Consider the following 25,072-nt stretch of genomic DNA (forward strand, 5'->3'; position numbering starts at 1 on the left):
CATATAACTTGCTCCGTTTCCAGCCTTCCCCAGGCTGGAAACGGACATGCTTCATTCCCACCTCACCACCCTCAACGCCGTCTCCCTGGTACTGAGCGCCTTCAAGAACCAAGGGCTGTCCAGTGAGGCATTGCTGGCCGGCAGCGGTATCAGCGCGGCGGACCTGAGCCGGGCCGATACGCGCATCACCACCAACCAGGAGATGCAGGTCTGCGCCAACGCCGTGGCCCTCAAGCGCGACATCGGCCTGGAGCTGGGCCTGCGCATGCACGTTTCGTCATACGGCATGCTCGGCTATGCGCTGCTCACCAGTGCCACCTTAGGTGACGCCTTGCGCCTGGCGCTGCGCTATCCGGCGCTATTGGGAACACTCTTCGAACTGAACCTGGACGATGACGGCCAGCACATCTGGTTCAGCGCCAGCGATTATCGGGAGAACCCGGCCCTGGCGGTGTTCAATGCCGAGTTCTGCATGGTTTCGCTGAAGGTCATCTGTAACGACCTCCTTGGTCATGCACTACCCTTGCGTGCGGCACGCTTCGAACATCCGGCGCCCGATTACCAGGCGCGCTACGCCGCACTCTTCGATTGCCCGGTGCGCTTCGACAGCGTCGATAACGCGTTCGCCTTCGAGCGCCACTGGCTCGACCAACCCTTGCCCCTGGCCGACCCCATCACCCATCACGCCATGGCCGAACGTTGCCGCCGGCAGAATACCGAGTTCACCGGACGCCAGGCCTGGCTGGGGCGGATCCGCCAGTTGCTCGACGCCCAACTGAACGCCGCCCCCGGGCTGGAAGGCCTGGCCGAACAGATGAACTGCTCGGCGCGCACCCTGCGCCGCCACCTCAAGGACCTGGGCTGCAGCTACCAGGAACTGCTGGACGAACTGCGCTTCGAACGGGCCAAGCAGATGCTCTGCGAGGACCAATTGCCGATCTATCGAATCGCCGAACGACTGGGCTTCAGCGAAACCGCCAGCTTCCGCCACGCCTTCGTGCGCTGGAGCGGCGTGGCGCCAAGCCAGTTCAGGGCCTGATTCCCTGTGGGAGCAAGGCTTGCCCGCGATGGCGTCAGCCCAGACACATCCTGCTCCAACATTCCAAGTCGGATCCGCTTCTGCTGTCCTAGCCTTGAAATAAAGGACAGATCAAGGAGGATCACTTGTGACAACACTGCCTCATTCCCAACAGTTGCGTTTCGGACGTTATTCGCAGTCTGGACACGTCTATTTACTGACCGTGAATACGCGCGGCCGCGAGCCGTTTTTTGGCCGCTTCGAGACAGGACGCTTGGTGGTTGACGCCTTCCGAAAGGCTCAGAAAGAACAATTTGCCCATTCGTTGGCCTGGGTGGTGATGCCAGACCATTTTCACTGGCTGATCGAATTGCAGGGTATAGAACTCTCCAAGCTGATTGCGCGAACAAAGTCTCGGACCACGGTTGTCTTCAATCGATTGACGCAGCGGGAAGGATCGCTTTGGCAGGAGGGATTTCATGACCGAGCCATTCGCAAGGAGGAAGATCTGCAAACAGTCGCTCGATATGTCGTGGCAAACCCGCTGCGAGCCGGTTTAGTTGAGAAAATTGGGGACTACCCATTGTGGGACGCGATATGGGTCTGATTCGATTTAAGCTGCGTCCATGATGGCCTCATCGCGGGCAAGCCTTGCTCCCACAGGTATTCCAAATGCTGCTTTTGGGGGGAGCAAACCTGCTTCCACAGGCATTCCAAATGCTGCCTTTTGGGGGAGAAAACCTGCTTCCACAGGTATTCCAAATGCTGCCTTTTTGGGGGGCCTGCTCCCGCAGGTACTCCAGATGCTGCTTTTTGGCGGGGCAAGCCTTGCCCCCATAGCATTCAAGGCGCTGCCCTGTGGGAGCAAGGCTTGCCCGCGATGGCAATATGACTAACCCCGCAAAAACGCCTGACGCAACGCATCCACCGTCTCGAAGTGATACGCCGGGCCCTCGGCGCTGAGTTCTTCATGGCTGCCGAATCCATACCCCACCGCCGCTGCATCCAGGCCGTTGCTGCGGGCGCCGATCAGGTCGTGCTTGCGATCGCCGATCATCAGGGTGCTGGTCGGGTCGAGGCCTTCTTCGGCCAGCAGGTGGGCAATCAACTCGACCTTGTTGGTGCGGGTGCCGTCCAGTTCGCTGCCGTAGATCACCTTGAAGTGCCGGGCGAAGTCGAAGTGGCGGGCGATTTCCCGGGCGAAGACCCAGGGTTTGGACGTGGCGATGTACAACTGGCGCCCTTGGCTGCCCAAGGTTTCCAGCAGTGGCATCACGCCGTCGAAGACGCGATTTTCGTATAGGCCGGTGACCTTGAAGCGTTCGCGATAGAAATTCACCGCCTCCCAGGCCTTCGCTTCATCGAAGTCGTAAAACTGCATGAACGCCTGTAGCAGCGGCGGGCCGATGAAATGCTCGAGGCGGGTCAGGTCGGGTTCGTCGATGCCCAGTTTGCTCAAGGCGAACTGGATCGAACGGGTGATGCCCTCGCGGGGGTCGGTGAGGGTGCCGTCGAGGTCGAAGAGTACAGTCTGGTAATGCATTGCAGTTCCTGGAAGTCATGGGGCTGCTGCGCAGCCCAGCGGGAGCAAGCTCCCTCGCCACGATGAATAGAGGTGGCAGGCGAACCCGTCAGGGCTGGTCGTAGCCTTCGGCCAGGTGCAGGTCCTTGAGCTTCACGTAGTTCGCCGCGCTGTAGGTGAAGAAGGCGCGCTCCTTGTCCGTCAACGGCCGGGCCTGTTTCACCGGGCTGCCCACATATAAAAAGCCGCTTTCCAGGCGTTTGCCCGGCGGTACCAGGCTGCCGGCACCGATGATCACATCATCTTCGACCACCGCGCCGTCCATGACGATGCTGCCCATGCCGATCAGGACCCGGCTGCCCACGGAGCAGCCATGGAGCATGACCTTGTGGGCGATGGTCACGTCGTCGCCGATCAGCAACGGGAAGCCCTCGGGATTGAACGGACCGGCGTGGGTGATGTGCAGCACGCAACCATCCTGGACGCTGGTACGCGCACCGATACGGATGCGGTGCATGTCGCCGCGTATGACCGTCAGCGGCCAGACGGAGCTGTCTTCGCCGATTTCGACGTCGCCGATCACCACCGCGGTGCTGTCGACAAAAGCGCCCCGGGCTAGCCGCGGGCTGTGGTTCTGGTACGTGCGAAGGGTCACGATAGGCTCTCTCTTATCCGGTGATAGGCGCTGCTAGCTGCGGTGAACGTCGATTGTAATTAAGATGGGCCCATGTTTCTTCCAGCCAAGGTGTCGACCGTGAGCGTGAACAACCCTCTTTTGCAGCCCTATGACCTGCCGCCATTCTCGGCGATCCGTGCCGAGCACGTGCAACCGGCCATCGAGCAGATCCTGGCTGACAACCGTGCCGCCATCGCCGAGCTCCTCAAGACCCAAGTCCAGCAGCCTACCTGGGCCGGCCTGGTATTGGCGATGGATGAGCTCAATGATCGCCTGGGCGCCGCCTGGAGCCCGGTCAGTCATTTGAACGCCGTGCGCAACAGCCCTGAACTGCGCGAAGCCTACGAGGCCTGCCTGCCGGCACTGAGTGCCTACTCCACTGAGCTGGGCCAGAACCGCGAGTTGTTCCAGGCCTTCGAAGCCCTGGCGAGCAGCCCTGAAGCCGCCGGTTTCGATGTGGCGCAGAAAACCATCCTGGAACACTCCCTGCGTGACTTCCGCCTGTCGGGTATCGACCTGCCACCGGAGCAGCAGAAGCGTTACGCCGAAGTGCAGAGCAAACTGTCCGAACTGGGCAGCCGCTTCTCCAATCAACTGCTGGACGCGACCCAGGCCTGGACCAAGCACGTCACCGACGAGGCCGCCCTCGCCGGCCTGACCGACTCGGCCAAGGCGCAAATGGCCGCGGCCGCCCAGGCCAAGGAGCTGGACGGCTGGCTGATCAACCTGGAATTCCCCAGCTATTACGCGGTGATGACCTACGCCGAAGACCGCGCCCTGCGTGAAGAAGTCTACGCCGCCTACTGCACCCGCGCCTCCGACCAGGGCCCGAATGCCGGCCAGAACGACAACGGCCCGGTGATGGAACAGATCCTCGACCTGCGTCAGGAACTGGCCCAATTGCTCGGTTTCGCCAACTTCGCCGAGTTGAGCCTGGCGACCAAGATGGCCGAATCCAGCGATCAGGTGCTCAGTTTCCTGCGGGACCTGGCCAAGCGCAGCAAACCGTTCGCTGCCCTGGACCTGGAACAGCTCAAAGCCTTCGCCGCCGAACAGGGCTGCCCCGACCTGCAAAGCTGGGACAGCGGTTTCTACGGTGAAAAACTGCGCCAGCAGCGTTACAGCGTGGCCCAGGAAGCCCTGCGTGCGTACTTCCCGATCGACAAGGTACTGGGCGGCCTGTTCGCCATCGTGCAACGCCTCTACGGCATCGAGATCGCCGAACTGAAAGGCTTCGACACCTGGCACCCGGACGTGCGCCTGTTCGAAATCAAGGAAAACGGCCAGCACGTCGGCCGCTTCTTCTTCGACCTCTACGCCCGCGCCAACAAGCGTGGCGGGGCCTGGATGGATGGCGCCCGCGACCGTCGTCGCACCTTCGAAGGCGTCCTGCAAAGCCCGGTCGCCAACCTGGTGTGCAACTTCACCCCGGCCGACAGCGGCAAGCCGGCGCTGCTGACCCACGATGAAGTCACCACCCTGTTCCACGAATTCGGCCATGGCCTGCACCACCTGCTGACCCGCGTCGAACATGCCGGCGTGTCCGGCATCAACGGCGTGGCCTGGGATGCCGTGGAGCTGCCGAGCCAGTTCATGGAAAACTGGTGCTGGGAGCCTGAAGGCCTGGCGCTGATTTCCGGCCACTACGAAACCGGCGAGCCTCTGCCCCAGGACCTGCTGGAGAAAATGCTCGCGGCGAAAAACTTCCAGTCCGGCCTGATGATGGTCCGCCAGTTGGAGTTCTCGCTGTTCGACTTCGAGCTGCACGCCACCCACGGCGATGGCCGCAGCGTGCTGCAAGTGCTCGAAGGCGTGCGCGACGAAGTGTCGGTCATGCGTCCACCGGCCTACAACCGCTTCCCCAACAGCTTCGCCCACATCTTCGCCGGCGGGTATGCGGCGGGCTACTACAGCTACAAATGGGCGGAAGTGTTGTCGGCCGACGCATTCTCCAAGTTCGAAGAGGACGGCGTGCTCAACGCCGACACCGGGCGTGCTTTCCGTGAGGCGATCCTGGCCCGTGGCGGCTCGCAGGAGCCGATGGTGCTGTTCGTCGACTTCCGTGGCCGTGAGCCGTCGATTGACGCACTCTTGCGCCACAGCGGCCTGACCGAGGACGCGGCAGCATGAGCGAGGGACCTGTGATTACCAAGCGACGCTTTATCGCCGGGGCGGTCTGCCCGGCCTGCAGCGAGCCGGACAAATTGATGATGTGGAACGAAGACGGCGTACCGCACCGTGAATGTGTCGCCTGCGGTTATTCCGACACACTCAACGAGCAAGGCCTGTCGGTGCCCAAGGAATTGGGCACCCGGGTCAATACCTCGGCGCTCAAGGCGCCGGACGCCAAGGTTCAGGCGGTGCAGTTTTTCCCCAACCCCAAGTTGAAGAAAAAACCGACGGAATGATCCGATATCACCTTCCGGGCCCCACGGCCCGGAAGCGATACATATATACCGCCCGCACCCACACCTTCCTTTGCAGACTGTTCATCACGTCCAGACTGAGAGGAAGGCTGCCATGCCCGACGATGCCAATCCGCTGTTGCAGGCCCATGACCTGCCCCCTTTTTCGCTGATCCAAGCCGAACATTTTTCACCGGCCCTTGACCGGATTCTTGCCGAGAGCCGCGCTCAAGTCGCCGAAATCATCAAGACCCAGACACCCTTCCCCACCTGGGACGACCTCGTGCTGGCGATGGACGAGATCCACGCCCGTTTGAAGAGCTTCGGCTATGTGCTGGAGCGACTGAGCTGGAACAGGTTAGGTGACGCCTGGATCCAGGCTTGGTCGGACTGCAGCGAACGGCTACAGGATTTCCAGCGGTCACTCAAACACCATCCCGACCTGTTCCAGCTTTATCAACGCTTGGCAAACAGCCCGATAGCCCGACATTTCACGCCAGCGAGAAAAAGAACCCTGGCAAAGGTCCTCCGGCAGTTTCGCCAGAACGGCTTGGCGCACACCGCACAGGCCGACTTGAAAGACCTGCAACTGCGTATCCAAGGCGCCCGTGACTTGTTCCTGGAACACTTGCACGAGGCCAATAAAGCCTGGAGCCAAACGTTTGACGACGAGGCCCGGTTGAGCGGCCTGCCATCGTCCTTCAAACAACGCATGGCTGACCAGGCGCGTATGGCTGGACGCAAGGGCTGGTTGCTGATGCTCGACGAGGAGTCGTTTCGTCTGGTCACCCGTTACGCTGACGATCACGCTTTGCGCAAGCAAATCTACGTCGCCTTCAGCACGCGCGCATCGGATCAGGGGCCCCATGCCGGCGTGTTCGACAACGGCGAAGTCCTCGCGCAGTTACTCAGGGATCGCCATGAACACGCCACGTTACTGGGCTATTCGAATTACGCTCAAATGGCGCTCGAACCGGAGCAGGCCGAGTCGCCGGAACAGGTCCTGTCGTTCTTGCAGGAACGACTCGCCCAGCAGCGCAGCGTATTTGCCCGGGACACCGAGCAACTGGAAAAATTTGCCGCAACGCAAGGCTTCAGCGGTCTCCAGCCTTGGGATCATCAATACCTGGCCGAAAAGCTTCGGCGGCAAACGACAGGGGTTTCGGGGCAGGCCACCAGTGCCTGGTTTGAACTGGAGTCGACTTTTGCACAGCTGTTGCTGATCGCCAGGGACCTGTTCGGCGTGAACATCGTTGAACGCCAGGACGTCGCAACCTGGCATCCGGACGTGCGTCTTTTTGAAGTCCGCGAGGGGGACGAGACCGTGGGCTACCTCTATTTCGACCCGTTTGCAGAGGCGAACCAGGACGGTTTTCCCAATACCACCACCCTGCGCAATCGCCGCATCACCGCCGAAGGCCGGCCTCGGCTCCCCATCGCGGTCTTGCATGGCTGGTTGCCGCGTGGCTCAGGCGCAAACCCGGTGTTGCTGGATCATCGGCAGCTGCGCATCCTCTTTCATGAGTTCGGCCATTGCTTGCATCACGTCTTGACCCGGGCTGAATACCGCGAAATTTCGGGCATCTCGGAACTGTCCCGGGACACGGCCGAATTCGCCGGGGTGTTGTTCGAGCAATGGTGCTTCGCCAAACCCTGCCTGCTGCGTGTCTCGAAACATCACCAAACCGGGGCGCCCTTGCCGGACACCCTCGCCGATCAATTGCTGGTCTACCTCCATACCCAGACCAGTTGGGACAGCGCCTCGTTCTTGCGCGATGCGCTGTTCGACATGGAATTGCACCGCAGCCACGGCGATGGACGCACCGCCCAACACGTATTCGACCAAGTCAGCGCGCAGGTCGGGCATCTGCCGGTGTCTGCAACCGAACGCTGGCCCAATGGCCTGGACTACATGGTGACCGGCTATGGTGCCGGGCTCTATGCCTATGCCTGGTCGAGGGAATTGGCGAAAACCGTGTTCCAGAGAATCAAGCGCGACGGGCTGTTCAACCGGGAAACCGGGCAGGCGTTGCGCGAGACGATTTTCGGGCCGGGCGATTCGCGACCGCTGTCTGAGTCGATCACGGCGTTTCTGGGCACGTAGCGATCATCGCTCGGGAAGCACAACCTGAGGGTCGAGGTGACGCGTCGTCGTGGTTGAGTTGACCCAGCTTTCCAGGGAGCAAAGGGCAAAGACGCTGGTGCTGCAATCGCCATTCGCCAGCGCCACGCGGAGTTTGTCGACATCGGCCTGCATCATGTAGCGCACCCCGTCCTTGAAGTGATGACTGTCACCGAAGCCCCCTTCGGTCATTTCGTTCAAGGCGTCCTCTTTGCTCCAACCCTGCACCACCACCCGGTACATGGCGGCGACCAGCCCGGTGCGGTCCGAGCCGTGCTTGCAGTGCATCAGCACCGGCCCCTTGGCTTCGGCCGCCTGGACGGCGCGCAAAGCCCTGAGAATGTCGCTGTCATCGACATGATTGGTGCGATAGGGCAACTGCACTTGCTCGATGCCGGGGGTGGACAGCCAACGCTTGTCCGACTCCGGCAGGAAGGTGATGACCGTGCCGATCCTGAGTTTGGTCAGCAAGGGCAGCGCTGCGCCATCCGGCAGGGAGCTGCGGTAGAGCGTCGGTGACATCTGGTAGAGGTTGTAGTCCTTTTCCACCGGCTGCGCCCATTCCGCGGGCCTCGCGTCAGGGGAATCGGCCGCTTGGGCGGGGATCTCGGCCAGCCCGATGAGCAAGGCCAGGCAGAGCAGTGAACGGGAACAGAGCTTGAGCATGCACGGACGACCGAAAACGAAGGAATGCGAGATCGACAGTTTCGGCTCGCTGCGGTTAAAAGCCTGTGAGGAGAACGTCAAAGCGTTGTGAACGATGATCGGGTATTCGGGCTGCTGAATGGCACTGGTCTTAATCGAATGCAACGAATACTGTATGCACATACAGCCTTTCGGAGTGCTCCCATGTCAGCTTCACTTCCGCCTCGCGGCCGCGGCACCGCGACCAACCCGCACAACCGCTTCGCCCCGAGTCGCTCGGTGGCCGAAGATGACGGCTGGTATCAGGAAGTCCCGCCGACCCAAGGCACTGAAGTACGCATCGAAATGGCCAAGACCATCATTACCCGCAACACCTCGTCCGATATTCCCTTCGACCGCTCGATCAACCCGTACCGAGGCTGCGAACACGGCTGCATCTACTGCTATGCGCGGCCCAGCCATGCCTATTGGGACATGTCACCGGGGCTGGATTTCGAAACGAAGCTGATCGCCAAGACCAATGCCGCCGATGTGCTGGAAGAGCAATTGTCCCGGCGCGGCTACCAATGTGCGCCAATCGCGCTGGGGTCCAACACCGATCCCTATCAGCCTATCGAGCGTGAACAACGGATCACCCGCCGGATTCTCGAGGTGCTGCTGCGCTATCGGCATCCAGTGACCATCGTCACCAAGGGTTCGCTGATCCTGCGCGACCTGGACCTGCTGACCGAGCTGGCGCAACAACGCCTGGTGCATGTGATGATCAGCCTCACCACCCTGGACGATGAGCTCAAGCGTATTCTCGAACCCCGCGCGGCGGCGCCCAAGGCGCGGTTGCGGGCGATCAAGGTCATGCGCGAGGCGGGCATTGCCGTGGGAGTGCTGTGTGCACCGATGATCCCGATGATCAACGACAGCGAGATCGAGAGCCTGCTGACCGAAGCCCACGCCGCCGGCGCGCAGAATGCCGCGTACGTCATGCTGCGCCTGCCGCTGGAAGTCGCGCCGCTGTTCGAGGAGTGGTTGCAAGCGCACTACCCGCAGCGCGCCGCCCATGTGTTGAGCCTGGTCCGCCAGAGCCGCGGCGGCGAACTGTATGACAGCCGCTTCGGTGCGCGGATGCGCGGCGAAGGCCCGTTCGCCGACCTGCTGGCCCAACGTTTCGCCAAGGCCCTCAAGCGCTTGGGGCTTGAGCGCCGCGACGGATACAATCTTGATTGCGATGCCTTCTGTCCGCCGGGCCGACAGATGTCTTTGATTTGATTAAAGTTGACCTTGGAACGGCTACTGGACATGAGCTGCGCCAGTGTTTTGCCACCCCTGGAATCGTTGTCCTAGAGCCTTCGATTTCAGTTTGAGTTAAGTTTCGGCCGCTACCTTGTTCAGCGAGTGACTGACGGGTCGAACACCTCGACCTGGATGTTTTTTAACCAGCCACTGGCGTCAACGTCAAAGAGGATGAATCATGAGTGACAAGGATAAACAGCCGTTGGCTGCGTCGGCTTCAGCCCAACCCGAGGCGGAAACCGCCGATGCAGCGCTGCAGCATATTGTTGACGGCTTTTTGCATTTCCATCACGAGATCTTTCCGCAACAGGAAGAGCTCTTCAAGAAACTCGCCACCGCCCAGAAACCCCGGGCGATGTTCATCACCTGCGCCGATTCGCGCATCGTGCCCGAGTTGATCACCCATAGCTCCCCCGGCGACCTGTTCGTGACCCGTAACGTCGGCAACGTCGTTCCACCTTATGGGCAAATGAACGGCGGCGTCTCCACCGCCATCGAATACGCCGTGCTGGCCCTCGGCGTGCAGCACATCATCGTTTGCGGCCATTCCGATTGTGGCGCCATGCGCGCGGTGCTCAACCCCGATACCCTGGAAAAAATGCCCACGGTCAAGGCCTGGCTGCGCCACGCCGAAGTGGCCAAGACCATGGTCCACGACAACTGTCCGTGCGGCGACGAAAAACAGACCATGTCGATCCTCACCGAAGAGAACGTGATCGCGCAGTTGCAGCATTTGCGAACGCACCCCTCGGTCGCATCGCGCATGGCCAATGGTCAGTTGTTCATCCATGGCTGGGTGTACAACATCGAGACCAGCGAGATCAAAGCCTATGACGCGGACCAGGGACGTTTCCTGCCGCTCGATGGCAGCCATCCGATACCGGTGGCGACGCCCAAAGCGCGCTTCTAACCACTCCTAAACATCCTTGTGTGGTTCAGCCTTACCGCTATTTGCGCGGTAGGGCCTCGCCATGCCTGAAGAAAACTTCGGGAGAGTCGCCATGCGTGCTCAATTAAAAGCTGTTCTGCCACGGGAGCTATTGGCTTCGGTGGTGGTGTTCCTGGTGGCGCTGCCCTTGTGCATGGGCATTGCCATCGCCTCCGGCCTGCCACCGGCCAAAGGCCTGATCACCGGCATCATCGGTGGCCTGGTAGTGGGTTTCCTGGCAGGTTCCAAGCTGCAAGTCAGTGGCCCGGCCGCCGGGTTGGCGGTGTTGGTCTTCGAATTGGTGCGCCAGCATGGCGTCGCCATGCTCGGGCCGATCCTGCTGCTGGCCGGTCTGCTGCAATTGTTGGCCGGGCGCTTTCGTCTCGGCTGCTGGTTCCGGGTCACCGCACCTGCGGTGGTGTACGGGATGCTCGCGGGTATCGGCGTGCTGATCGTGTTGTCCCAGGTCCATGTGATGCTCGACGCGGCGCCCAAGCCGTCAGGGCTGGATAACCTGGCGGCGTTCCCGGCGGCGGTGGCCCAGGCCTTGCCGTCCTTCGGCTGGCAGGCCGGCCTGCTTGGGTTGTCGACGATTGCGGTGATGTGGTTGTGGGAGAAGTTTCGTCCCCACAGCCTGCGCTTCATTCCCGGCGCCTTGCTCGGTGTCGGCCTGGCGACCATCGCCAGCCTGATGCTGGCCTTGCAGGTCAAACGGGTGGAAGTCCCGGAGAACCTCGCCGAAGCCATTGATTGGCTGCGCCCGGCGGACCTGCTGAACCTGGCCGACCCGACGCTGCTGATCGCCGCCTTCGCCGTGGCCTTCATCGCCAGCGCCGAAACCCTGCTGTCGGCGGCCGCCGTGGACCGCATGCACAGCGGTGATCGTGCGGACTTCGACCGCGAACTGTCGGCGCAAGGTATCGGCAACATGCTCTGCGGCCTGCTCGGCGCCCTGCCAATGACTGGGGTGATCGTGCGCAGCTCGGCCAACGTCCAGGCCGGGGCCACCACGCGGATGTCAACGATTTTCCACGGCCTGTGGTTGTTGCTCTTCGTGCTGTTGCTGTCCAGCGTGCTGCAAAGCATTCCGGTGGCGAGCCTGGCGGGGGTGTTGGTGTACACCGGTTTCAAACTGGTGGACCTCAAGGCGTTTCGCAGCCTGGGTCGCTATGGCCGGATGCCGATGTTCACCTACGCCGCAACGGCGCTGGCGATCATCTTCACCGACCTGCTGACCGGTGTGCTGATCGGCTTCGGCCTGACCCTGGCGAAACTGGCCTGGAAAGCCTCGCGACTGAAAATCAGCCTGATCGACCTGCCCCAGGAAGGCGAGATGGAACTGCGACTGGTCGGGGCAGCCACCTTCCTCAAGGTCCCGGCGCTGACCCAGGTGCTGGGTAGCATACCGACAGGCGCGACCGTGCATGTGCCGCTCAATAACCTGAGCTACATCGATCACTCGTGCCTGGAGCTACTGGAAGAATGGGGCCGGGCGAATGCCAGCAAGGGTTCGAAGCTGCTGATCGAATCCCGCGGGCTCAAGCGCCGGCTGGAAGGGCGGTTGCGTACCACCGTAGGGGTTGGCGCAGCCTCTGCCTGACACCTCGCTCCCAAAGGGGCTGGGTGTAAGGCACAGGATTCATGAACACCACAGACCCAATGTGGGAGCGAGCTTGCTCGCGATAGCGGAGTATCAGTCAACTGTGATGTGGCTGATGTAATGTCATCGCGAGCAAGCTCGCTCCCACAGGGATTGGGTGTAGGACACACGATTCATGAGCGGCACAGATCCAATGTGGGGCTTGCTCGCGAAAGCGGTGGATCAGTTAGCTAAATGCTGCCTGACACTGCGCCTTCGCGAGCAAGCCCGCTCCCACAAGGGCTTCATGTTTTGCTGCTGGATCAAGCCGCCGGCTGATCCAGTTCCAGCCCAACACCCAGCTGGCGCGACAGGCACGGCCAGCGCTTCCAGGCAGCGCCCGTGTCCGGGCTGCCGAGTTTCTCCCGGTAAGACTCCACCGACTCCAGCGCAAAGCTGTCTTCGTCGAGCATTTCGTCAACGGCGTGATGCACGGCTTCGTCCAGCTGGTTGGCGAACGGTTCGCCGATCAAATGGTGAGCGATCAGGTTGGCGACCGTCATGTCCAGCGGGATCAGCGGTTGGCTGAAATGCTTGATGTACAGGTCGTTGACCTCCTCCACCAGCCGATGGGCCAGGTAGGCTTCATCCAACAGGCTGTCCAGACCGACGTGGCCTTCCATCAGCTTGGGTGGCTGGAGGAAAAACTGTTCGGCGATTTTCAGTACCGGCTTGATCTGCGATTCGATACCGGCTTCGCGGGCCACCTCGTTGGCGGCGTCCAGCAAGTCTGGCACTTGTTCGATGTAAGCGGTGACAAAACGGGTCATCACGCCCTTCGCGTCGATGTCCGGCAGTTGAATGGCGGCGTGCAGGTGCGGTAGCTGAGCCTCCAGCTGACGGGTCAACTGGCCGGTCTCGGCCTCGTGTTGTTGGGCTTTTTGGATCTGCTCGCGCAATGCGGCGGTGTTCATGACAACTCCAGGAAACAAAGGCAATGAAATAGGGAAGACATAACTTAGCTGGCGCAAAAACACTCCTAAGACCTATTTTTCATAACCGTCTCTTCCTTGCTACGTCGCAGTTATATCGATTTGCCATCACTCAGGTTCGCATCCTTCTCCATTCGCGGGCTCTAGTGCAAGCCCTGTCTGTTTCAAACGATTTACGCCATCGCGTTGCGAGGTTGCAGGTGCTGTCTATACTCGGGTTGGAATGGAGTTAGCTGATGACACCCGATTGCATGTGCAGCAAGGCGCGGCGAGTCAATTAAGCAGTCTGAATAGCCGATCCCTTGCCGCAGGCTTTACGCCTACGGGATAACAAGAACGATAAGGGGAACCCGCAATGACGCGACATCCACACGTATGGATGGGCCTCCTGTTGTGGTCGATTTTCAGCCAGGCACAAGCGGCCTGGACTGTGAATATGGCGCCTGGAGCGACACAGATCAGCAACGCAGTGTTCGACCTGCACATGACCATTTTCTGGATCTGTGTGGTCATCGGCATCATCGTCTTCGGCGCCATGTTCTGGTCGATGATCATGCACCGCCGTTCAACCGGCCAGAATGCCGCGCATTTCCACGAAAACACCCGCGTCGAAATCCTCTGGACCATCGTGCCCTTCGTGATCCTGGTGCTGATGGCGATTCCCGCCACCGCCACCCTGATCAAGATGTACGACTCCAGCGAGTCGGACATTGATATCCAGGTCACTGGCTATCAATGGAAGTGGCACTACAAGTACCTGGGCCAGGACGTCGAGTTCTTCAGCAACCTGGCGACCCCCGCCGAACAGATCCATAACCAGAGCGCCAAGGGCGAGCACTACCTGCTGGAGGTCGACAAGCCGCTGGTGCTGCCGGTCGATGCCAAGGTGCGCTTTCTGGTGACCTCCGCCGACGTGATCCACTCCTGGTGGGTGCCGGCCTTCGCGGTCAAGCGCGATGCGATCCCAGGCTTCGTCAACGAAGCGTGGACCCGCGTCGACAAGCCCGGCCTGTACCGTGGCCAGTGCGCCGAGCTGTGCGGCAAGGACCACGGTTTCATGCCGATCGTGGTGGAGGTCAAGAGCAAGCCCGACTATGAGAAATGGCTGGGCGAACGCAAGGCCGAAGCCGCGCAGCTTAAAGAGCTGACCAGCAAGGAATGGACCCTGGACGAGCTCAAGGAACGTGGCGACAAGATCTACCACACCACCTGCGTGGCCTGTCACCAGGCCGAAGGCCAGGGCTTGCCGCCTATGTTCCCGGCCCTCAAAGGCTCGAAAATCGCCACCGGGCCCAAGGCTGATCACCTGAGCCTCGTCTACCACGGCAAGCCCGGCACCGCCATGGCCGCGTTCGGCAAACAGTTGTCGGAAGTCGATATCGCCGCAGTCGTGACCTATGAACGCAACGCCTGGGGCAACAACAAGGGCGACATGGTTACGCCTAAAGAAGTGCTGGAACTCAAACAGGCGGAAAGCAAATGAGCCGGCCTGACGTTCGTTCCCGCAACCGGTCGGGGCTCACCGCCCCGCGCCGTCCAGCCCACTCGTTCGAAGGAGACAGGACATGAGTGCTGTGATCGATGACCACGGTCATGCCGGCGCCGACCACGCCCATGGCCCCGCCAAGGGCCTGATGCGCTGGGTACTGACCACCAACCACAAGGATATCGGCACGCTGTACCTGTGGTTCGCGTTCTCCATGTTCCTGTTGGGCGGCTCGTTCGCCATGGTGATCCGCGCCGAGCTGTTCCAGCCCGGTCTGCAGATCGTGGAGCCGGCGTTCTTCAACCAGATGACCACCATGCATGGCCTGGTGATGGTCTTCGGCGCGGTGATGCCGGCCTTCGTCGGCCTGGCCAACTGGATGATCCCGCTGATGATCGGCGCGCCGGACATGGCCCTGCCGCGCATGAACAACTTCAGCTTCTGGCTGTTGCCGGCCGCGTTCCTGCTGCTAGTGTCGACGTTGTTCACAGCCGGTGGCGGGCCTAACTTCGGTTGGACCTTCTACGCGCCGCTGTCCACCACTTATGCGCCGGAAAGCGTGACGTTCTTCATCTTCGCCATCCACCTGATGGGCATCAGCTCGATCATGGGCGCGATCAACGTGATCGCCACCATCCTCAACCTGCGCGCCCCTGGCATGACCCTGATGAAGATGCCGCTGTTCGTCTGGACCTGGCTGATCACCGCGTTCCTGCTGATCGCAGTGATGCCAGTGCTGGCCGGCTGCGTGACGATGATGCTGATGGACATCCACTTCGGCACCAGCTTCTTCAGTGCCGCCGGTGGCGGTGACCCGGTGCTGTTCCAGCACGTGTTCTGGTTCTTCGGCCACCCCGAGGTGTACATCATGATCCTGCCGGCCTTCGGTGCCGTCAGCTCGATCATCCCGGCCTTCTCGCGCAAGCCGTTGTTCGGCTACACCTCGATGGTCTATGCCACGGCCGCCATTGCGTTCCTGTCGTTCATCGTCTGGGCGCACCACATGTTCGTGGTCGGCATTCCGCTGGTGGGCGAGCTGTTCTTCATGTACGCGACCCTGCTGATCGCCGTGCCCACCGGGGTGAAGGTGTTCAACTGGGCCAGCACCATGTGGCAAGGCTCGCTGACCTTCGAAACGCCGATGCTGTTTGCCGTGGCGTTCGTGATCCTGTTTTCCATCGGTGGTTTCTCCGGGCTGATGCTGGCCATCGCCCCGGCGGACTTCCAGTACCAGGACACCTACTTCGTGGTCGCGCACTTCCACTATGTGCTGGTGCCCGGCGCGATCTTCGGGATCTTCGCCTCGGCCTACTACTGGCTGCCGAAATGGACCGGCCACATGTACGACGAAACCCTCGGCAAGCTGCACTTCTGGCTGTCGTTCGTCGGGATGAACATGGCGTTCTTCCCGATGCACTTCGTCGGCCTGGCGGGCATGCCCCGGCGGATTCCCGACTACAACCTGCAGTTCGCCGACTTCAACATGGTCTCGTCCATCGGCGCGTTCATGTTCGGCACGACGCAGATCTTCTTCCTGTTCATCGTGATCAAGACCATCCGAGGCGGCCCGCCCGCACCGGCCAAGCCTTGGGATGGTGCCGAAGGGTTGGAGTGGAGCGTGCCTTCTCCGGCGCCGTATCACACCTTCACTACGCCGCCGGAAGTGAAATAGATGACACATGGCGCCTGTGTGGGAGCGAGCTTGCTCGCGATAGCGGTGTATCTGACACACCGAGTCGTCGCTATCGCGAGCAAGCTCGCTCCCACAGGGTTCTGGGTAGGGACTGGAAATCATGGCTGATTCGATTTCGATGAAGAAACTGGTCACCCGCCTGCTGCTGGTGGTGGTGGCCATGTTCATCTTCGGGTTTGCCCTGGTGCCGATCTACGACGTGATGTGCAAGGCGTTCGGCATCAACGGCAAGACCGGCGGGCAGTACGAAGGCGAGCAGACCGTCGATGAATCGCGGCAGGTGCGGGTGCAGTTCCTGTCGACCAACGCGGTGGACATGGTCTGGGATTTCTACCCCAAGGGCGACCAACTGGTGGTCAAGCCGGGAGCGGTGAACGAGATGGTGTTCGTCGCCCACAACCCCACCAACCGGCCGATGAGCGCCCAGGCGGTTCCGAGTATCTCGCCCAGCACCGCGGCGGCGTATTTCCACAAGACCGAATGTTTTTGTTTTACCCAGCAAGTGCTGCAACCCGGCGAACGCATCGAAATGCCCATGCGCTTCATCGTCGACCGGGACATGCCCAAGGAAGTGAAGCACCTGACGCTGTCCTACACGCTGTTCGATATCACCGCTCGTCATCCACCGGTGGCTCTAAACACTGACCGATAGCGTGCCCGATAAGGAGAACAATAAATGGCAACTCACGAACACTATTACGTTCCGGCCCAGAGCAAATGGCCGATCATCGCCACGGTCGGGATGTTCGTCACGGTGTATGGCCTGGCGACCTGGTTCAACGATCTGAAGGCGGCGCGTCCGGAATCCCATGGCCCGCTGATCTTTTTCGTTGGCGGCCTGCTGGTGGCCTACATGCTGTTCGGCTGGTTCGGCGCGGTGGTCAAGGAAAGCCGCGCCGGGCTGTACAGCGCACAACTCGATCGCTCGTTCCGCTGGGGCATGAGCTGGTTCATCTTTTCCGAAGTGATGTTCTTCATCGCGTTCTTCGGTGCGCTGTTCTATGTGCGCAACATCTCGGCGCCAGGCCTGGCGGGTGAAGGCACCAAGGGGCTGTCACACATGCTCTGGCCGAGCTTCGAGTTCGCCTGGCCGTTGCTGAACAACCCGGACCCGAAACTCTTTCCGGCGCCCAAGGAAGTCATCAGCCCCTGGGGCTTGCCGCTGCTCAATACCATCCTGCTGGTCAGCTCCAGCGTCACCGTCACCATTGCCCACCACGCCTTGAAAAAAGGCCATCGCGGTGCGCTGAAAATCTGGCTGGCGATCACCGTGCTGCTGGGTTGCGCCTTCCTGGGCTTCCAGGCCGAAGAATACATGCACGCCTACAAGGAACTGGGCCTGACCCTGGGCTCCGGCGTCTACGGTGCGACGTTCTTCATGCTCACCGGTTTCCACGGCGCCCACGTCACCATCGGCACGATCATCCTGTTCGTCATGCTGATGCGCATCATGCGCGGGCACTTCGATAACGAGCACCAGTTCGGCTTCGAGGCGGCGAGCTGGTACTGGCACTTCGTCGATGTGGTGTGGATCGGTTTGTTCGTCTTCGTCTACGTGCTCTGAGGCACGACTACCAGGGCGCGTGGGATACCAACTGGCCGCTGAAAAAACCCCAGGCGATCAAGCCGACGGTGACGGCGGCCAGACTGACCCGAATCGCCAGGGCGATGACCAGGCGATTGGAGTTGCTGTCGTCCTTGACCAGAAAAAACAGGCCGCTGAACAGGCTGACAACCGTGGCAATCAGCATCAGGACGATGGCTGCTTTTAGCATTAGGGACACTCCGGGGGGACGCGATGCACGTGAGTATAGCTATCCCGTTCGACGGCTTTCGGACGGCGCCATGAAACACTTCCGGCCGGGTATCGTGCCGTCGCTGGTGGTGGCCGTGCTGGTGCCGGTGATGGTGTGCCTGGGGTTCTGGCAATTGAACCGCGGCGAACAGAAGCGTGTGCTCATGGAAAATTACGCCGAGCGCCGCGTGGCGCCGCCGATGGACAGCACCGAGCTTGCGCACACCACCGATCCGGCCTTTCGACTCGTAACTCTGCAGGGCCAGTTCGACGCCGAGCACAGCATCCTGCTGGATAACCGCCAGCACGACGGCAAGGTCGGTGTCGAGGTGCTGCAACCGTTCCTCGACCACCGCACCGGACTGTGGCTGCTGGTCAATCGTGGCTGGTTGCCCTGGCCCGACCGGCGCACCCCACCGGTTTTCAACACGCCGGAACAACCGGTGAGCCTCCAGGCCTGGGTCTACGTGGCACCGGGCGCGACCTTCCAGCTTCACGCCGACCCGGCGGGCGCCCCGTGGCCGCGACTGGTCACCACCATCGAACCGGACAAGCTCTGGGCCGAACTGGGTCGCAGCGGCTTCACCTATGAATTACGCCAACAAAGCGGCCCCGGCGCCTACCGGACCGATTGGCCGGTGGTCGCCATGGGCCCGGAAAAACACCTCGGCTATGCCGTGCAGTGGTTCGCCATGGCGACGGCACTGTTCGGCCTGTTCCTTTATCTCGGATGGCACAACGCAGGGAGACACCATGGGAAACACCATGAATCCAACCAACACGTCTGAGGCGCCCGTGGTGCCCAACCGTCGCAAGGGACGCCTGCAATTGCTGCTGATCGTGCTCGGGGTGATCGGCCCGATGATCCTGGCCACCGGCATGTACAAATTCCAGTTCTGGGTGCCCGACAGCCGCAGCTACCACGGCGAACTGATCGGCAACGGCCAGACCCGCGCCGAGATTGGCGTACAGGCCGATGAACAGCGCTGGCAGATCCTGGTCACCGCACCGCAGGAATGTTCGGTGGATTGCCGGCAACTGGTGTACCTGGCCCGACAGGTACAGATCGGCCTCGGCCGCGACGCCTCCCGCGCCAGCCACGCCTTGGCTATCGCGCAACCGCTGGATGCCGAATATGACGGGCAACTGCAGCGTGAATACCCGCAGTTGCAACGCTACCCACTGGACCTGCCGGCCTACCAGAAAGGCGCCCAAGGCTCCGGCGGTGCGCAACTGTGGATCATCGATCCCCACAGCAACCTGGTGCTGCGCTACGACGCCCGGGTCAAGGGCAAGGACCTGCTCAACGACCTGCGTCACTTGCTGAAACTGTCGAACATCGGATGAGGGCATCGACATGGCCAAACCTGGATTTCGCCTCGCACTGTTTGCCACGCTGCTGGCACTGATCGTCGTCCTGCTGGGCGCCTACACCCGGCTCACCCACGCCGGCCTCGGCTGCCCGGACTGGCCCGGTTGCTACGGGTTCATCAGCGTGCCCAAGAGCGAAGCCCAGCTGGCCCATGCCGAGCTGCATTTCCCCGACACCCCGGTGGAGGCCCTTAAAGGCTGGAACGAGATGGTCCATCGCTACTTTGCCGGGACCCTGGGGCTGTTGATTACCCTGTTGGCCGCCCGGGCCTGGATGAACCGTCGTCACCCGGGCCTGCCGTTGAAACTGCCGCTGTTCCTGCTGGCCGTGGTGTTCGCCCAGGCGGCGTTCGGCATGTGGACCGTAACCCTCAAGCTGTGGCCGCAGGTGGTCACCGGGCATTTGCTCGGCGGCTTCGCGACGTTGAGCCTGCTGTTTCTGCTCACCTTGCGCTTGTCCGGCGTATTGCCGGCGCTGACCGTGCCCAAGCGCCTGCAACATTGGGCCACGGCCGGGCTGCTGCTGGTGATCGGCCAGATCGCCCTCGGCGGTTGGGTCAGCTCCAATTACGCCGCCGTGGCCTGCATCGATTTCCCCACCTGCCACGGCCAATGGTTGCCACCGGCCGATTTTGCCAACGGCTTCCACCTGACCCAGCACATCGGGCCGAACTACCTGGGCGGGCAACTGGACAGCGACGCCCGCACGGCCATCCACCTGACCCACCGCATTGGTGCGCTGCTGGTGACGGTGGTGTTACTGGGCCTGGCCTGGCAATTGAAGACTGTCGGCATGACCCGGCTGGCCGGGCTGGTGTTGGCCGCACTGGCGGCGCAGATCACCCTGGGCATCAGCAACGTGCTGTTCCATCTGCCGTTGCCGGTGGCCGTTGCCCACAACGCCGGGGGCGCGGCACTGCTGCTGACCCTGGTATTGGTCAACTATCACGCCCGGACCAGCCTGGTCCGGGTCAAGCATCAAGTCCCGCTGCGCTGGCGGTTCAACCCGCCTAAACACGGCGCCAGCCCCATAACAATAAAAGGAGAGATGCCATGGCAACCTTGACCGGTGAACGCCACAGCCAAGCGATCTGGCGCGATTACCTAGAGCTGACCAAGCCCAAAGTGGTGGTGCTGATGCTGATCACCTCGCTGGTCGGCATGTTCCTCGCCACCCGCGCCGGCGTGCCGTGGACAGTCCTGGTGTTCGGCAACCTGGGCATCGCCCTGTGTGCCGGCGGCGCGGCGGCGGTCAACCATGTGGTGGACCGGCGCATCGACGCGGTGATGGCCCGCACCCACAAACGGCCGTTGGCCGAGGGGCGAGTCTCCCCCGCCGCCGCCCTGACCTTCGCCCTGGCACTGGCGGTGGCCGGCCAAGCGTTACTGCTGGCGTTCACCAACCCGCTGACGGCCTGGTTGACCCTGGCCTCGTTGCTGGGCTATGCGGTGGTCTATACCGGTTTCCTGAAACGGGCGACGCCGCAGAACATCGTCATCGGCGGCCTGGCTGGCGCGGCGCCACCGCTGCTGGGCTGGGTGGCGGCCACCGGGCATGTCAGCGCCGAACCGCTGCTGCTGGTGCTGATCATCTTCGCCTGGACCCCGCCACACTTCTGGGCCCTGGCGATTCACCGCAAGGAGGAATACGCCAAGGCCGACATCCCGATGCTGCCGGTGACCCACGGCGAGCACTACACCAAGATCCATATCCTGCTGTACACCCTGGTGCTGCTGGCGGTGAGCCTGATGCCGTTCGTGATCCACATGAGCGGGATGCTGTACCTGGTTTGCGCGCTGGTGCTGGGTGCCAGGTTTCTGCAATGGGCCGTGGTGTTGTACCGTGGCAGTCGGCCGCACGCGGCGATCAACACCTTCAAGTACTCTATCTGGTACTTGTTCCTGCTGTTTATCGCGCTGCTTGTAGATCATTACTTACTGTTGAGCCTATGACTCGAACCCAGAAAACCGTCTTCATTCTCGTGGCCGTGATCGCGCTGATCCTCGGCCTGACCATCAACAAGGTGCTGTCCGGCAAAGGCCAGGGCGACCCGATGGCGCTGATCGATGCCGGCATCATCCTGCTGCCCCAGAGCCGCAACCTGCCGGACGTGAAAATGACCGACCAGGACGGCCAGCCCGTGGCGATGGACGGGTTGAAAGACAAATGGAGCCTGCTGTTCTTCGGCTACACCTTCTGCCCGGACATCTGCCCGACCACCCTCGCCCAACTGCGCCAGATCAAAAGCGAACTGCCGCCCGAGGCTGTGGCCAAGTTGCAAATCGTGCTGGTCAGCGTCGACCCGAACCGCGACACGCCCAAGCAACTCAAGCAGTACCTGGGCTACTTCGATCCGCAGTTCATAGGGCTGACCGCCGCTTCCGTCGAAGACCTGCAGAAACTCGCCAATGCAGTGAGCATTCCGTTCATCCCGGCGGACACTAGCAAGCCCAACTACACGGTCGATCACAGCGGCAACCTCGCCGTGATTGGCCCGGACGGTACCCAGCGTGGGTTTATTCGGGCGCCGTTGAATAACCAGAAACTGGTGGCGCAGTTGCCGGAGATGCTCAAGCGTAAATAACGGGCGCAACCTTTGTAAAATTGCCACTGCCAAGCTGTAAGAGAAGGAAATACACCGGAATTAATTAACAATCCGCCCCTTTATTTCTGGCGATTTTCAGCCAATAAGGGACAGTTTTTTATTTCCAGCAAATCTATTCCTTTTCATTGAAGACTCAAAAGGCGCTGCGCGCCGATCTGTTGTAGAAGCTGAGCAAGACGTCGTAGCGACGGGTGACGAGGGCAAAGTCGTCACTCAGTTGCTGCGGCGTCGCACGCTCGAGCCAGTGCTGCTGCAGGCTTTGCAATGCTTGCAGGTACGCGTCCGCCGACGGCGTGATGGTCTGCCAGAGGCCGTTGGCAAACTCTTCCAGTGGCTTGCCGGGGTGAAGGCGCACATAGTCCTTGCCCTGCATGCTCGCCTGTTGCACCGCGTCGATCAACGGTGCGAGGGTCTTTGGGGTCAATGTGGCGAGGTACGCCCCTTGCTCCAGCTCATCCACCGCAGTGCGTGCGGCAATCATGTAGTTGAGCAAGTGCCAGTGGATGTCCTGGCCAAGGCGCGCCTGCAGCAGCACCCGTTGTGCAGGGCGCAGGCGCACGTCCTCGCGTTCCAGGCGAGTGCGCAGTTCGATGGAGGCAGCCATGTAGGCATCGCCCTTGATGACCATGGCTTGTGCTACCCGGCCCTGTGGCGGTCGAAAGCCCGTCTGACCCGACCGCTGGTAGAAGTCGAACGAGTTGGTCAGCGGCGTGACGTCCTGCAAGGCCAACACGTATCGCCCGGCCGCATTGATCAACTGGCTATCGGGTTCCAGGCGCTCAAGCTTGCCGGTGATGCGTTGGGTGCAGATATCGTTTTGCAGCTCTCTGCCCAGGGCTTCGTCGTGGTCACCGAACTCTTTGAGGATCCGGTCCATCTGCACCATGGACTCGTAGGTCTGCTGTTCGAAGATGGAGGGCCTGTACCATTGCTGGTGGGTGTAGCCGTAATAGAACAGGCGCCAATCCCGGTCGACGCGGTTCATGCAGTCGATGATCGGCGCCAGGGCGCTGGCCTTGGCGGTTTCGGGACTGTCGAGCTTGTCGAGCCACAGTTGCACTTGCGCCACCTGCTTGCTGGCGCCGGCCAGGCCCAGCAACCCCAGGCCCAATGTCAGAGCGATGGAGATCAACCATTTCGGATTCATCGTCTGGCCTCCTGGCCATACCATTGCGCCTCGGTGGCGGGGGCCTGGCATTCCTGTGCGGTGGCGGGCAGGCGGCTGCATAGGCGCTCGGTCCATTGCTGCAAACCCTGGTTGCGATTGACCTGATATTGGAGGTCGAGCATTTTCAATCCACCATACAGCACCACACACGCGGCGATGCCCAGGGCGATCATCCGGGTTGGCCATTGGGCGTTGCCGGTTGTCCACGGGGTGTGGGTTTTCAGGGTGTGCCGCTTGAACAGGCCGATGGCCGTCAGCACGAGCAGCAGCGTCACGCTGGCCGCCGGGCCGATTTTATAACCGGCTGCGGCCATCATCGCGGCGCCCGGCAGCAAGTCGCGCAGCGGCAGCAGCGGCAAGCGCGTTGGGCTCAGCCACCGGGGGAGCAGGGCGCTCAGGCGCTCATCCAGCAGACGATACCGATGGGCCATCGGGCGCCACACATGCCACCCCACGAAGCCGCCCATCACGATGGGTATCGACCACAACAGGCCGATGCCGAGGGTTCGCAGCAGGTTGCCTGCCAGGGATTCGGCGTGTACCAGGGCGCTAACCATGCAGCCCACGACGGTCGCCAACACCAGCGGCCAACTGTCGAACGTACGTTCCCAACCTTGCCAGAAGTAAGGCGTGCCGCCTGGCATCGAGGCCGCCACCGTGGGGTGGTCGGCATAAATATCGTCGCTGAGCCGTTGGCAGGCGGCCCAGTCGTCTTCGTTCAAACGCTGGGCGAAGGCACGGCGTTGGCCCAGGGTCATGGGGGCCAACAGCAGGCGCGCAGCGCGTTGCTGCGGGGTGCAGGGAGGCTCGGTCGCCAGCTCGCGTTGCCGGACGATGAACTGCGGGCTTTGCTGGCGCCACAATAGCCGCGGCCAATCGTCGGGCGGGCCGGTACGGTCGCTGCCGCCATGCCAGCCCTGGCCGGCGCACACTGCTTCAAACACCGTCGGCGACCAATAGCGGCTGTCCAGCAGCAGCTTGGCCAACCAGGTATCGAACCACTGCGCATGGGGACTCTTGTCGATCCAGGGCTGACGCAAGCGCGCCTCATAGGCGTCCAGGAATCCGGCTTCGTCGTGCTGTTCGAGGGCCCGGCGCAAGGATTTTTGCAGCGCGGCCTTGCTTTGCATCTCCAGGGATTGAATCAGCGCGCAGGGCAGTTCCAGGCGTTGCCCGGCGCTCAGCCACTGGAAGGTTTCAAAGGCCCATTGGCGGTCATCGAGGCTGACTTCCTGGGTATCGACGATGCGTTGCAGCAGCGTGACTTCAAACATCAGCCCGGCGCCGCTTGCCAGCGCCTGCTGATACTGCTGTTGCAGAGTCTCGGCAACGACGACAGTGGGCGCATGCTCCACGGACGTCAGCGGCTCATCTTCCTGCTGCCATTCGCACCAGCTCAACGCTTCTTCATAGGCTTCGCGCAGACGCTGAAAACACTCGGGGTCGTCATCCGGGCGGGTGTTCTTCAGCAGGACGGCGTATTGGCGTTTGATTGTGCGGGCGTCGGCATCAGGGGACAGTCCGAGGACATTCCAGCAACTCATGTGCGGTGCAACTCCATGAACAACGGCATCGCCCTCCTGGTGGGCGATGCAATGGAGCGCACCTTACCTGTTTGCCGCGAATCTGTCCTTGGCACAGCGCTGGCTATTGGCCAACAACCCAGCGGTAATGACTAGAAAGCAACAGCCCCGATCCCTGTGGGAGCGAGCTTGCTCACGATGAATCGACACGATTCCAAAGCAAAAATACCCCACCCGCATCGCCAAAAAACCTCCC

At 61.6% G+C, this 25,072-nt stretch carries 24 protein-coding genes; 17 read left to right on the forward strand and 7 right to left on the reverse strand.

Going from position 1 to position 25,072, the window contains the following annotated elements; all coding sequences use genetic code 11:
* Positions 1-46: 46 nt before the first annotated feature.
* On the forward strand, positions 47-1,039 hold the full coding sequence (locus KGA89_RS20645; RefSeq protein WP_003196356.1) for an AraC family transcriptional regulator: 993 nt from the start codon (positions 47-49) through the stop codon (positions 1,037-1,039).
* 127 nt (positions 1,040-1,166) lie between these two features.
* Complete coding sequence (locus tag KGA89_RS20650) at positions 1,167-1,625, forward strand: REP-associated tyrosine transposase (RefSeq protein WP_223472422.1); 459 nt, start codon at positions 1,167-1,169, stop codon at positions 1,623-1,625.
* A 285-nt stretch (positions 1,626-1,910) separates the two neighbouring features.
* Here the strand turns inward: KGA89_RS20650 and KGA89_RS20655 are convergent, their stop codons facing one another.
* Positions 1,911-2,561, reverse strand: a complete 651-nt coding sequence (locus KGA89_RS20655) for an HAD family hydrolase (protein WP_223472423.1) — start codon at positions 2,559-2,561, stop codon at positions 1,911-1,913.
* Positions 2,562-2,649: 88 nt separating this feature from the next.
* A complete protein-coding gene (locus tag KGA89_RS20660; RefSeq protein WP_003196351.1) occupies positions 2,650-3,195 on the reverse strand; it encodes a gamma carbonic anhydrase family protein in 546 nt (181 codons plus the stop codon).
* Positions 3,196-3,267: 72 nt separating this feature from the next.
* Here KGA89_RS20660 and prlC point away from each other — a divergent pair, with 72 nt between their 5' ends.
* The 3 genes from prlC (at position 3,268) to KGA89_RS20675 (ending at position 7,725) form a co-directional block, all read left to right on the forward strand.
* On the forward strand, positions 3,268-5,346 hold the full coding sequence (prlC, locus tag KGA89_RS20665) for an oligopeptidase A (protein WP_013691985.1): 2,079 nt from the start codon (positions 3,268-3,270) through the stop codon (positions 5,344-5,346).
* Complete coding sequence (locus KGA89_RS20670; protein WP_003196348.1) at positions 5,343-5,624, forward strand: YheV family putative zinc ribbon protein; 282 nt, start codon at positions 5,343-5,345, stop codon at positions 5,622-5,624. Before prlC ends, KGA89_RS20670 begins: the two co-directional genes overlap by 4 nt.
* Before the next feature lie 112 nt (positions 5,625-5,736).
* A complete protein-coding gene (locus KGA89_RS20675; protein WP_223472424.1) occupies positions 5,737-7,725 on the forward strand; it encodes a M3 family metallopeptidase in 1,989 nt (662 codons plus the stop codon).
* 3 nt (positions 7,726-7,728) lie between these two features.
* Here the strand turns inward: KGA89_RS20675 and KGA89_RS20680 are convergent, their stop codons facing one another.
* On the reverse strand, positions 7,729-8,409 hold the full coding sequence (locus KGA89_RS20680; RefSeq protein ID WP_003196344.1) for a tyrosine-protein phosphatase: 681 nt from the start codon (positions 8,407-8,409) through the stop codon (positions 7,729-7,731).
* 183 nt (positions 8,410-8,592) lie between these two features.
* Between KGA89_RS20680 and KGA89_RS20685 the strand changes: the two genes are divergently transcribed.
* The 3 genes from KGA89_RS20685 (at position 8,593) to KGA89_RS20695 (ending at position 12,203) form a co-directional block, all read left to right on the forward strand.
* Positions 8,593-9,651, forward strand: a complete 1,059-nt coding sequence (locus tag KGA89_RS20685; protein WP_003196342.1) for a PA0069 family radical SAM protein — start codon at positions 8,593-8,595, stop codon at positions 9,649-9,651.
* A 202-nt stretch (positions 9,652-9,853) separates the two neighbouring features.
* Positions 9,854-10,585 carry a carbonic anhydrase gene (locus KGA89_RS20690; protein WP_003196341.1) on the forward strand — a complete coding sequence of 244 codons (732 nt, stop codon included), beginning with the start codon at positions 9,854-9,856 and terminating at the stop codon, positions 10,583-10,585.
* A 91-nt stretch (positions 10,586-10,676) separates the two neighbouring features.
* Positions 10,677-12,203, forward strand: a complete 1,527-nt coding sequence (locus tag KGA89_RS20695) for a SulP family inorganic anion transporter (RefSeq protein WP_003196339.1) — start codon at positions 10,677-10,679, stop codon at positions 12,201-12,203.
* Positions 12,204-12,505: 302 nt separating this feature from the next.
* On the opposite strand, the gene KGA89_RS20700 is transcribed toward KGA89_RS20695, so the two are convergent.
* Entirely contained in the window at positions 12,506-13,156 is a 651-nt protein-coding gene (locus KGA89_RS20700; protein ID WP_014335872.1) for a hypothetical protein, read from the reverse strand.
* A 373-nt stretch (positions 13,157-13,529) separates the two neighbouring features.
* Here KGA89_RS20700 and coxB point away from each other — a divergent pair, with 373 nt between their 5' ends.
* The 4 genes from coxB (at position 13,530) to KGA89_RS20720 (ending at position 17,917) form a co-directional block, all read left to right on the forward strand.
* Positions 13,530-14,657, forward strand: a complete 1,128-nt coding sequence (gene coxB, locus KGA89_RS20705; protein WP_223472425.1) for a cytochrome c oxidase subunit II — start codon at positions 13,530-13,532, stop codon at positions 14,655-14,657.
* A gap of 82 nt (positions 14,658-14,739) precedes the next feature.
* Positions 14,740-16,332: a cytochrome c oxidase subunit I gene (gene ctaD / locus KGA89_RS20710; protein WP_003196332.1), complete on the forward strand. Its 1,593-nt coding sequence runs from the start codon at positions 14,740-14,742 to the stop codon at positions 16,330-16,332.
* A gap of 121 nt (positions 16,333-16,453) precedes the next feature.
* A complete protein-coding gene (locus KGA89_RS20715) occupies positions 16,454-17,005 on the forward strand; it encodes a cytochrome c oxidase assembly protein (RefSeq protein ID WP_013691983.1) in 552 nt (183 codons plus the stop codon).
* A 24-nt stretch (positions 17,006-17,029) separates the two neighbouring features.
* Positions 17,030-17,917 (forward strand): cytochrome c oxidase subunit 3, encoded by an 888-nt coding sequence (locus KGA89_RS20720; protein ID WP_013691982.1) that lies wholly within the window; start codon positions 17,030-17,032, stop codon positions 17,915-17,917.
* A 7-nt stretch (positions 17,918-17,924) separates the two neighbouring features.
* Here KGA89_RS20720 and KGA89_RS20725 read toward each other — a convergent pair whose 3' ends face one another.
* Entirely contained in the window at positions 17,925-18,128 is a 204-nt protein-coding gene (locus KGA89_RS20725) for a twin transmembrane helix small protein (protein WP_003196325.1), read from the reverse strand.
* 70 nt (positions 18,129-18,198) lie between these two features.
* On the opposite strand from KGA89_RS20725, the gene KGA89_RS20730 reads away from it, so the two are divergent.
* Genes KGA89_RS20730 through KGA89_RS20750 form a run of 5 tightly spaced genes read left to right on the forward strand, consistent with a single transcriptional unit; the run spans position 18,199 to position 22,104 of the window.
* On the forward strand, positions 18,199-18,936 hold the full coding sequence (locus KGA89_RS20730; protein ID WP_223472426.1) for an SURF1 family protein: 738 nt from the start codon (positions 18,199-18,201) through the stop codon (positions 18,934-18,936).
* The gene (locus tag KGA89_RS20735) at positions 18,902-19,495 is read left to right on the forward strand and encodes a hypothetical protein (protein ID WP_003196322.1); all 594 of its coding nucleotides are present in this window, start codon (positions 18,902-18,904) and stop codon (positions 19,493-19,495) included. The genes KGA89_RS20730 and KGA89_RS20735 overlap by 35 nt, the downstream gene beginning before the upstream one ends.
* Positions 19,496-19,505: 10 nt before the next feature.
* Positions 19,506-20,585 carry a COX15/CtaA family protein gene (locus KGA89_RS20740; protein ID WP_223472427.1) on the forward strand — a complete coding sequence of 360 codons (1,080 nt, stop codon included), beginning with the start codon at positions 19,506-19,508 and terminating at the stop codon, positions 20,583-20,585.
* On the forward strand, positions 20,573-21,472 hold the full coding sequence (gene cyoE / locus KGA89_RS20745; RefSeq protein WP_003196318.1) for a heme o synthase: 900 nt from the start codon (positions 20,573-20,575) through the stop codon (positions 21,470-21,472). Before KGA89_RS20740 ends, cyoE begins: the two co-directional genes overlap by 13 nt.
* Entirely contained in the window at positions 21,469-22,104 is a 636-nt protein-coding gene (locus tag KGA89_RS20750) for an SCO family protein (protein ID WP_223472428.1), read from the forward strand. Before cyoE ends, KGA89_RS20750 begins: the two co-directional genes overlap by 4 nt.
* Before the next feature lie 154 nt (positions 22,105-22,258).
* Here KGA89_RS20750 and KGA89_RS20755 read toward each other — a convergent pair whose 3' ends face one another.
* A complete protein-coding gene (locus tag KGA89_RS20755; protein ID WP_223472429.1) occupies positions 22,259-23,272 on the reverse strand; it encodes a YiiG family protein in 1,014 nt (337 codons plus the stop codon).
* A complete protein-coding gene (locus tag KGA89_RS20760; RefSeq protein ID WP_223472430.1) occupies positions 23,269-24,837 on the reverse strand; it encodes a J domain-containing protein in 1,569 nt (522 codons plus the stop codon). The genes KGA89_RS20755 and KGA89_RS20760 overlap by 4 nt, the downstream gene beginning before the upstream one ends.
* Positions 24,838-25,072 lie beyond the last annotated feature (235 nt).

This window comes from Pseudomonas sp. A-RE-22 (assembly GCF_019956035.1).
In the GTDB taxonomy this organism is placed as follows: domain Bacteria; phylum Pseudomonadota; class Gammaproteobacteria; order Pseudomonadales; family Pseudomonadaceae; genus Aquipseudomonas; species Aquipseudomonas brassicacearum.

Bases quoted from the DNA above. Each gene is read 5' to 3' on its own strand.
- KGA89_RS20730 (WP_223472426.1), top strand. From the start codon at position 18,199: ATGAAACACTTCCGGCCGGGTATCGTGCCGTCGCTGGTGGTGGCCGTG.
- coxB (WP_223472425.1), top strand. From the start codon at position 13,530: ATGACGCGACATCCACACGTATGGATGGGCCTCCTGTTGTGGTCGATT.
- KGA89_RS20655 (WP_223472423.1), bottom strand. From the start codon at position 2,561: ATGCATTACCAGACTGTACTCTTCGACCTCGACGGCACCCTCACCGAC.
- cyoE (WP_003196318.1), top strand. From the start codon at position 20,573: ATGGCAACCTTGACCGGTGAACGCCACAGCCAAGCGATCTGGCGCGAT.
- KGA89_RS20685 (WP_003196342.1), top strand. From the start codon at position 8,593: ATGTCAGCTTCACTTCCGCCTCGCGGCCGCGGCACCGCGACCAACCCG.
- KGA89_RS20695 (WP_003196339.1), top strand. From the start codon at position 10,677: ATGCGTGCTCAATTAAAAGCTGTTCTGCCACGGGAGCTATTGGCTTCG.
- KGA89_RS20700 (WP_014335872.1), bottom strand. From the start codon at position 13,156: ATGAACACCGCCGCATTGCGCGAGCAGATCCAAAAAGCCCAACAACAC.
- KGA89_RS20645 (WP_003196356.1), top strand. From the start codon at position 47: ATGCTTCATTCCCACCTCACCACCCTCAACGCCGTCTCCCTGGTACTG.
- ctaD (WP_003196332.1), top strand. From the start codon at position 14,740: ATGAGTGCTGTGATCGATGACCACGGTCATGCCGGCGCCGACCACGCC.
- KGA89_RS20740 (WP_223472427.1), top strand. From the start codon at position 19,506: ATGGCCAAACCTGGATTTCGCCTCGCACTGTTTGCCACGCTGCTGGCA.
- KGA89_RS20690 (WP_003196341.1), top strand. From the start codon at position 9,854: ATGAGTGACAAGGATAAACAGCCGTTGGCTGCGTCGGCTTCAGCCCAA.
- KGA89_RS20675 (WP_223472424.1), top strand. From the start codon at position 5,737: ATGCCCGACGATGCCAATCCGCTGTTGCAGGCCCATGACCTGCCCCCT.
- KGA89_RS20750 (WP_223472428.1), top strand. From the start codon at position 21,469: ATGACTCGAACCCAGAAAACCGTCTTCATTCTCGTGGCCGTGATCGCG.
- KGA89_RS20725 (WP_003196325.1), bottom strand. From the start codon at position 18,128: ATGCTAAAAGCAGCCATCGTCCTGATGCTGATTGCCACGGTTGTCAGC.
- KGA89_RS20715 (WP_013691983.1), top strand. From the start codon at position 16,454: ATGGCTGATTCGATTTCGATGAAGAAACTGGTCACCCGCCTGCTGCTG.
- KGA89_RS20680 (WP_003196344.1), bottom strand. From the start codon at position 8,409: ATGCTCAAGCTCTGTTCCCGTTCACTGCTCTGCCTGGCCTTGCTCATC.
- KGA89_RS20720 (WP_013691982.1), top strand. From the start codon at position 17,030: ATGGCAACTCACGAACACTATTACGTTCCGGCCCAGAGCAAATGGCCG.
- KGA89_RS20735 (WP_003196322.1), top strand. From the start codon at position 18,902: ATGGGAAACACCATGAATCCAACCAACACGTCTGAGGCGCCCGTGGTG.
- KGA89_RS20670 (WP_003196348.1), top strand. From the start codon at position 5,343: ATGAGCGAGGGACCTGTGATTACCAAGCGACGCTTTATCGCCGGGGCG.
- prlC (WP_013691985.1), top strand. From the start codon at position 3,268: ATGTTTCTTCCAGCCAAGGTGTCGACCGTGAGCGTGAACAACCCTCTT.
- KGA89_RS20755 (WP_223472429.1), bottom strand. From the start codon at position 23,272: ATGAATCCGAAATGGTTGATCTCCATCGCTCTGACATTGGGCCTGGGG.
- KGA89_RS20760 (WP_223472430.1), bottom strand. From the start codon at position 24,837: ATGAGTTGCTGGAATGTCCTCGGACTGTCCCCTGATGCCGACGCCCGC.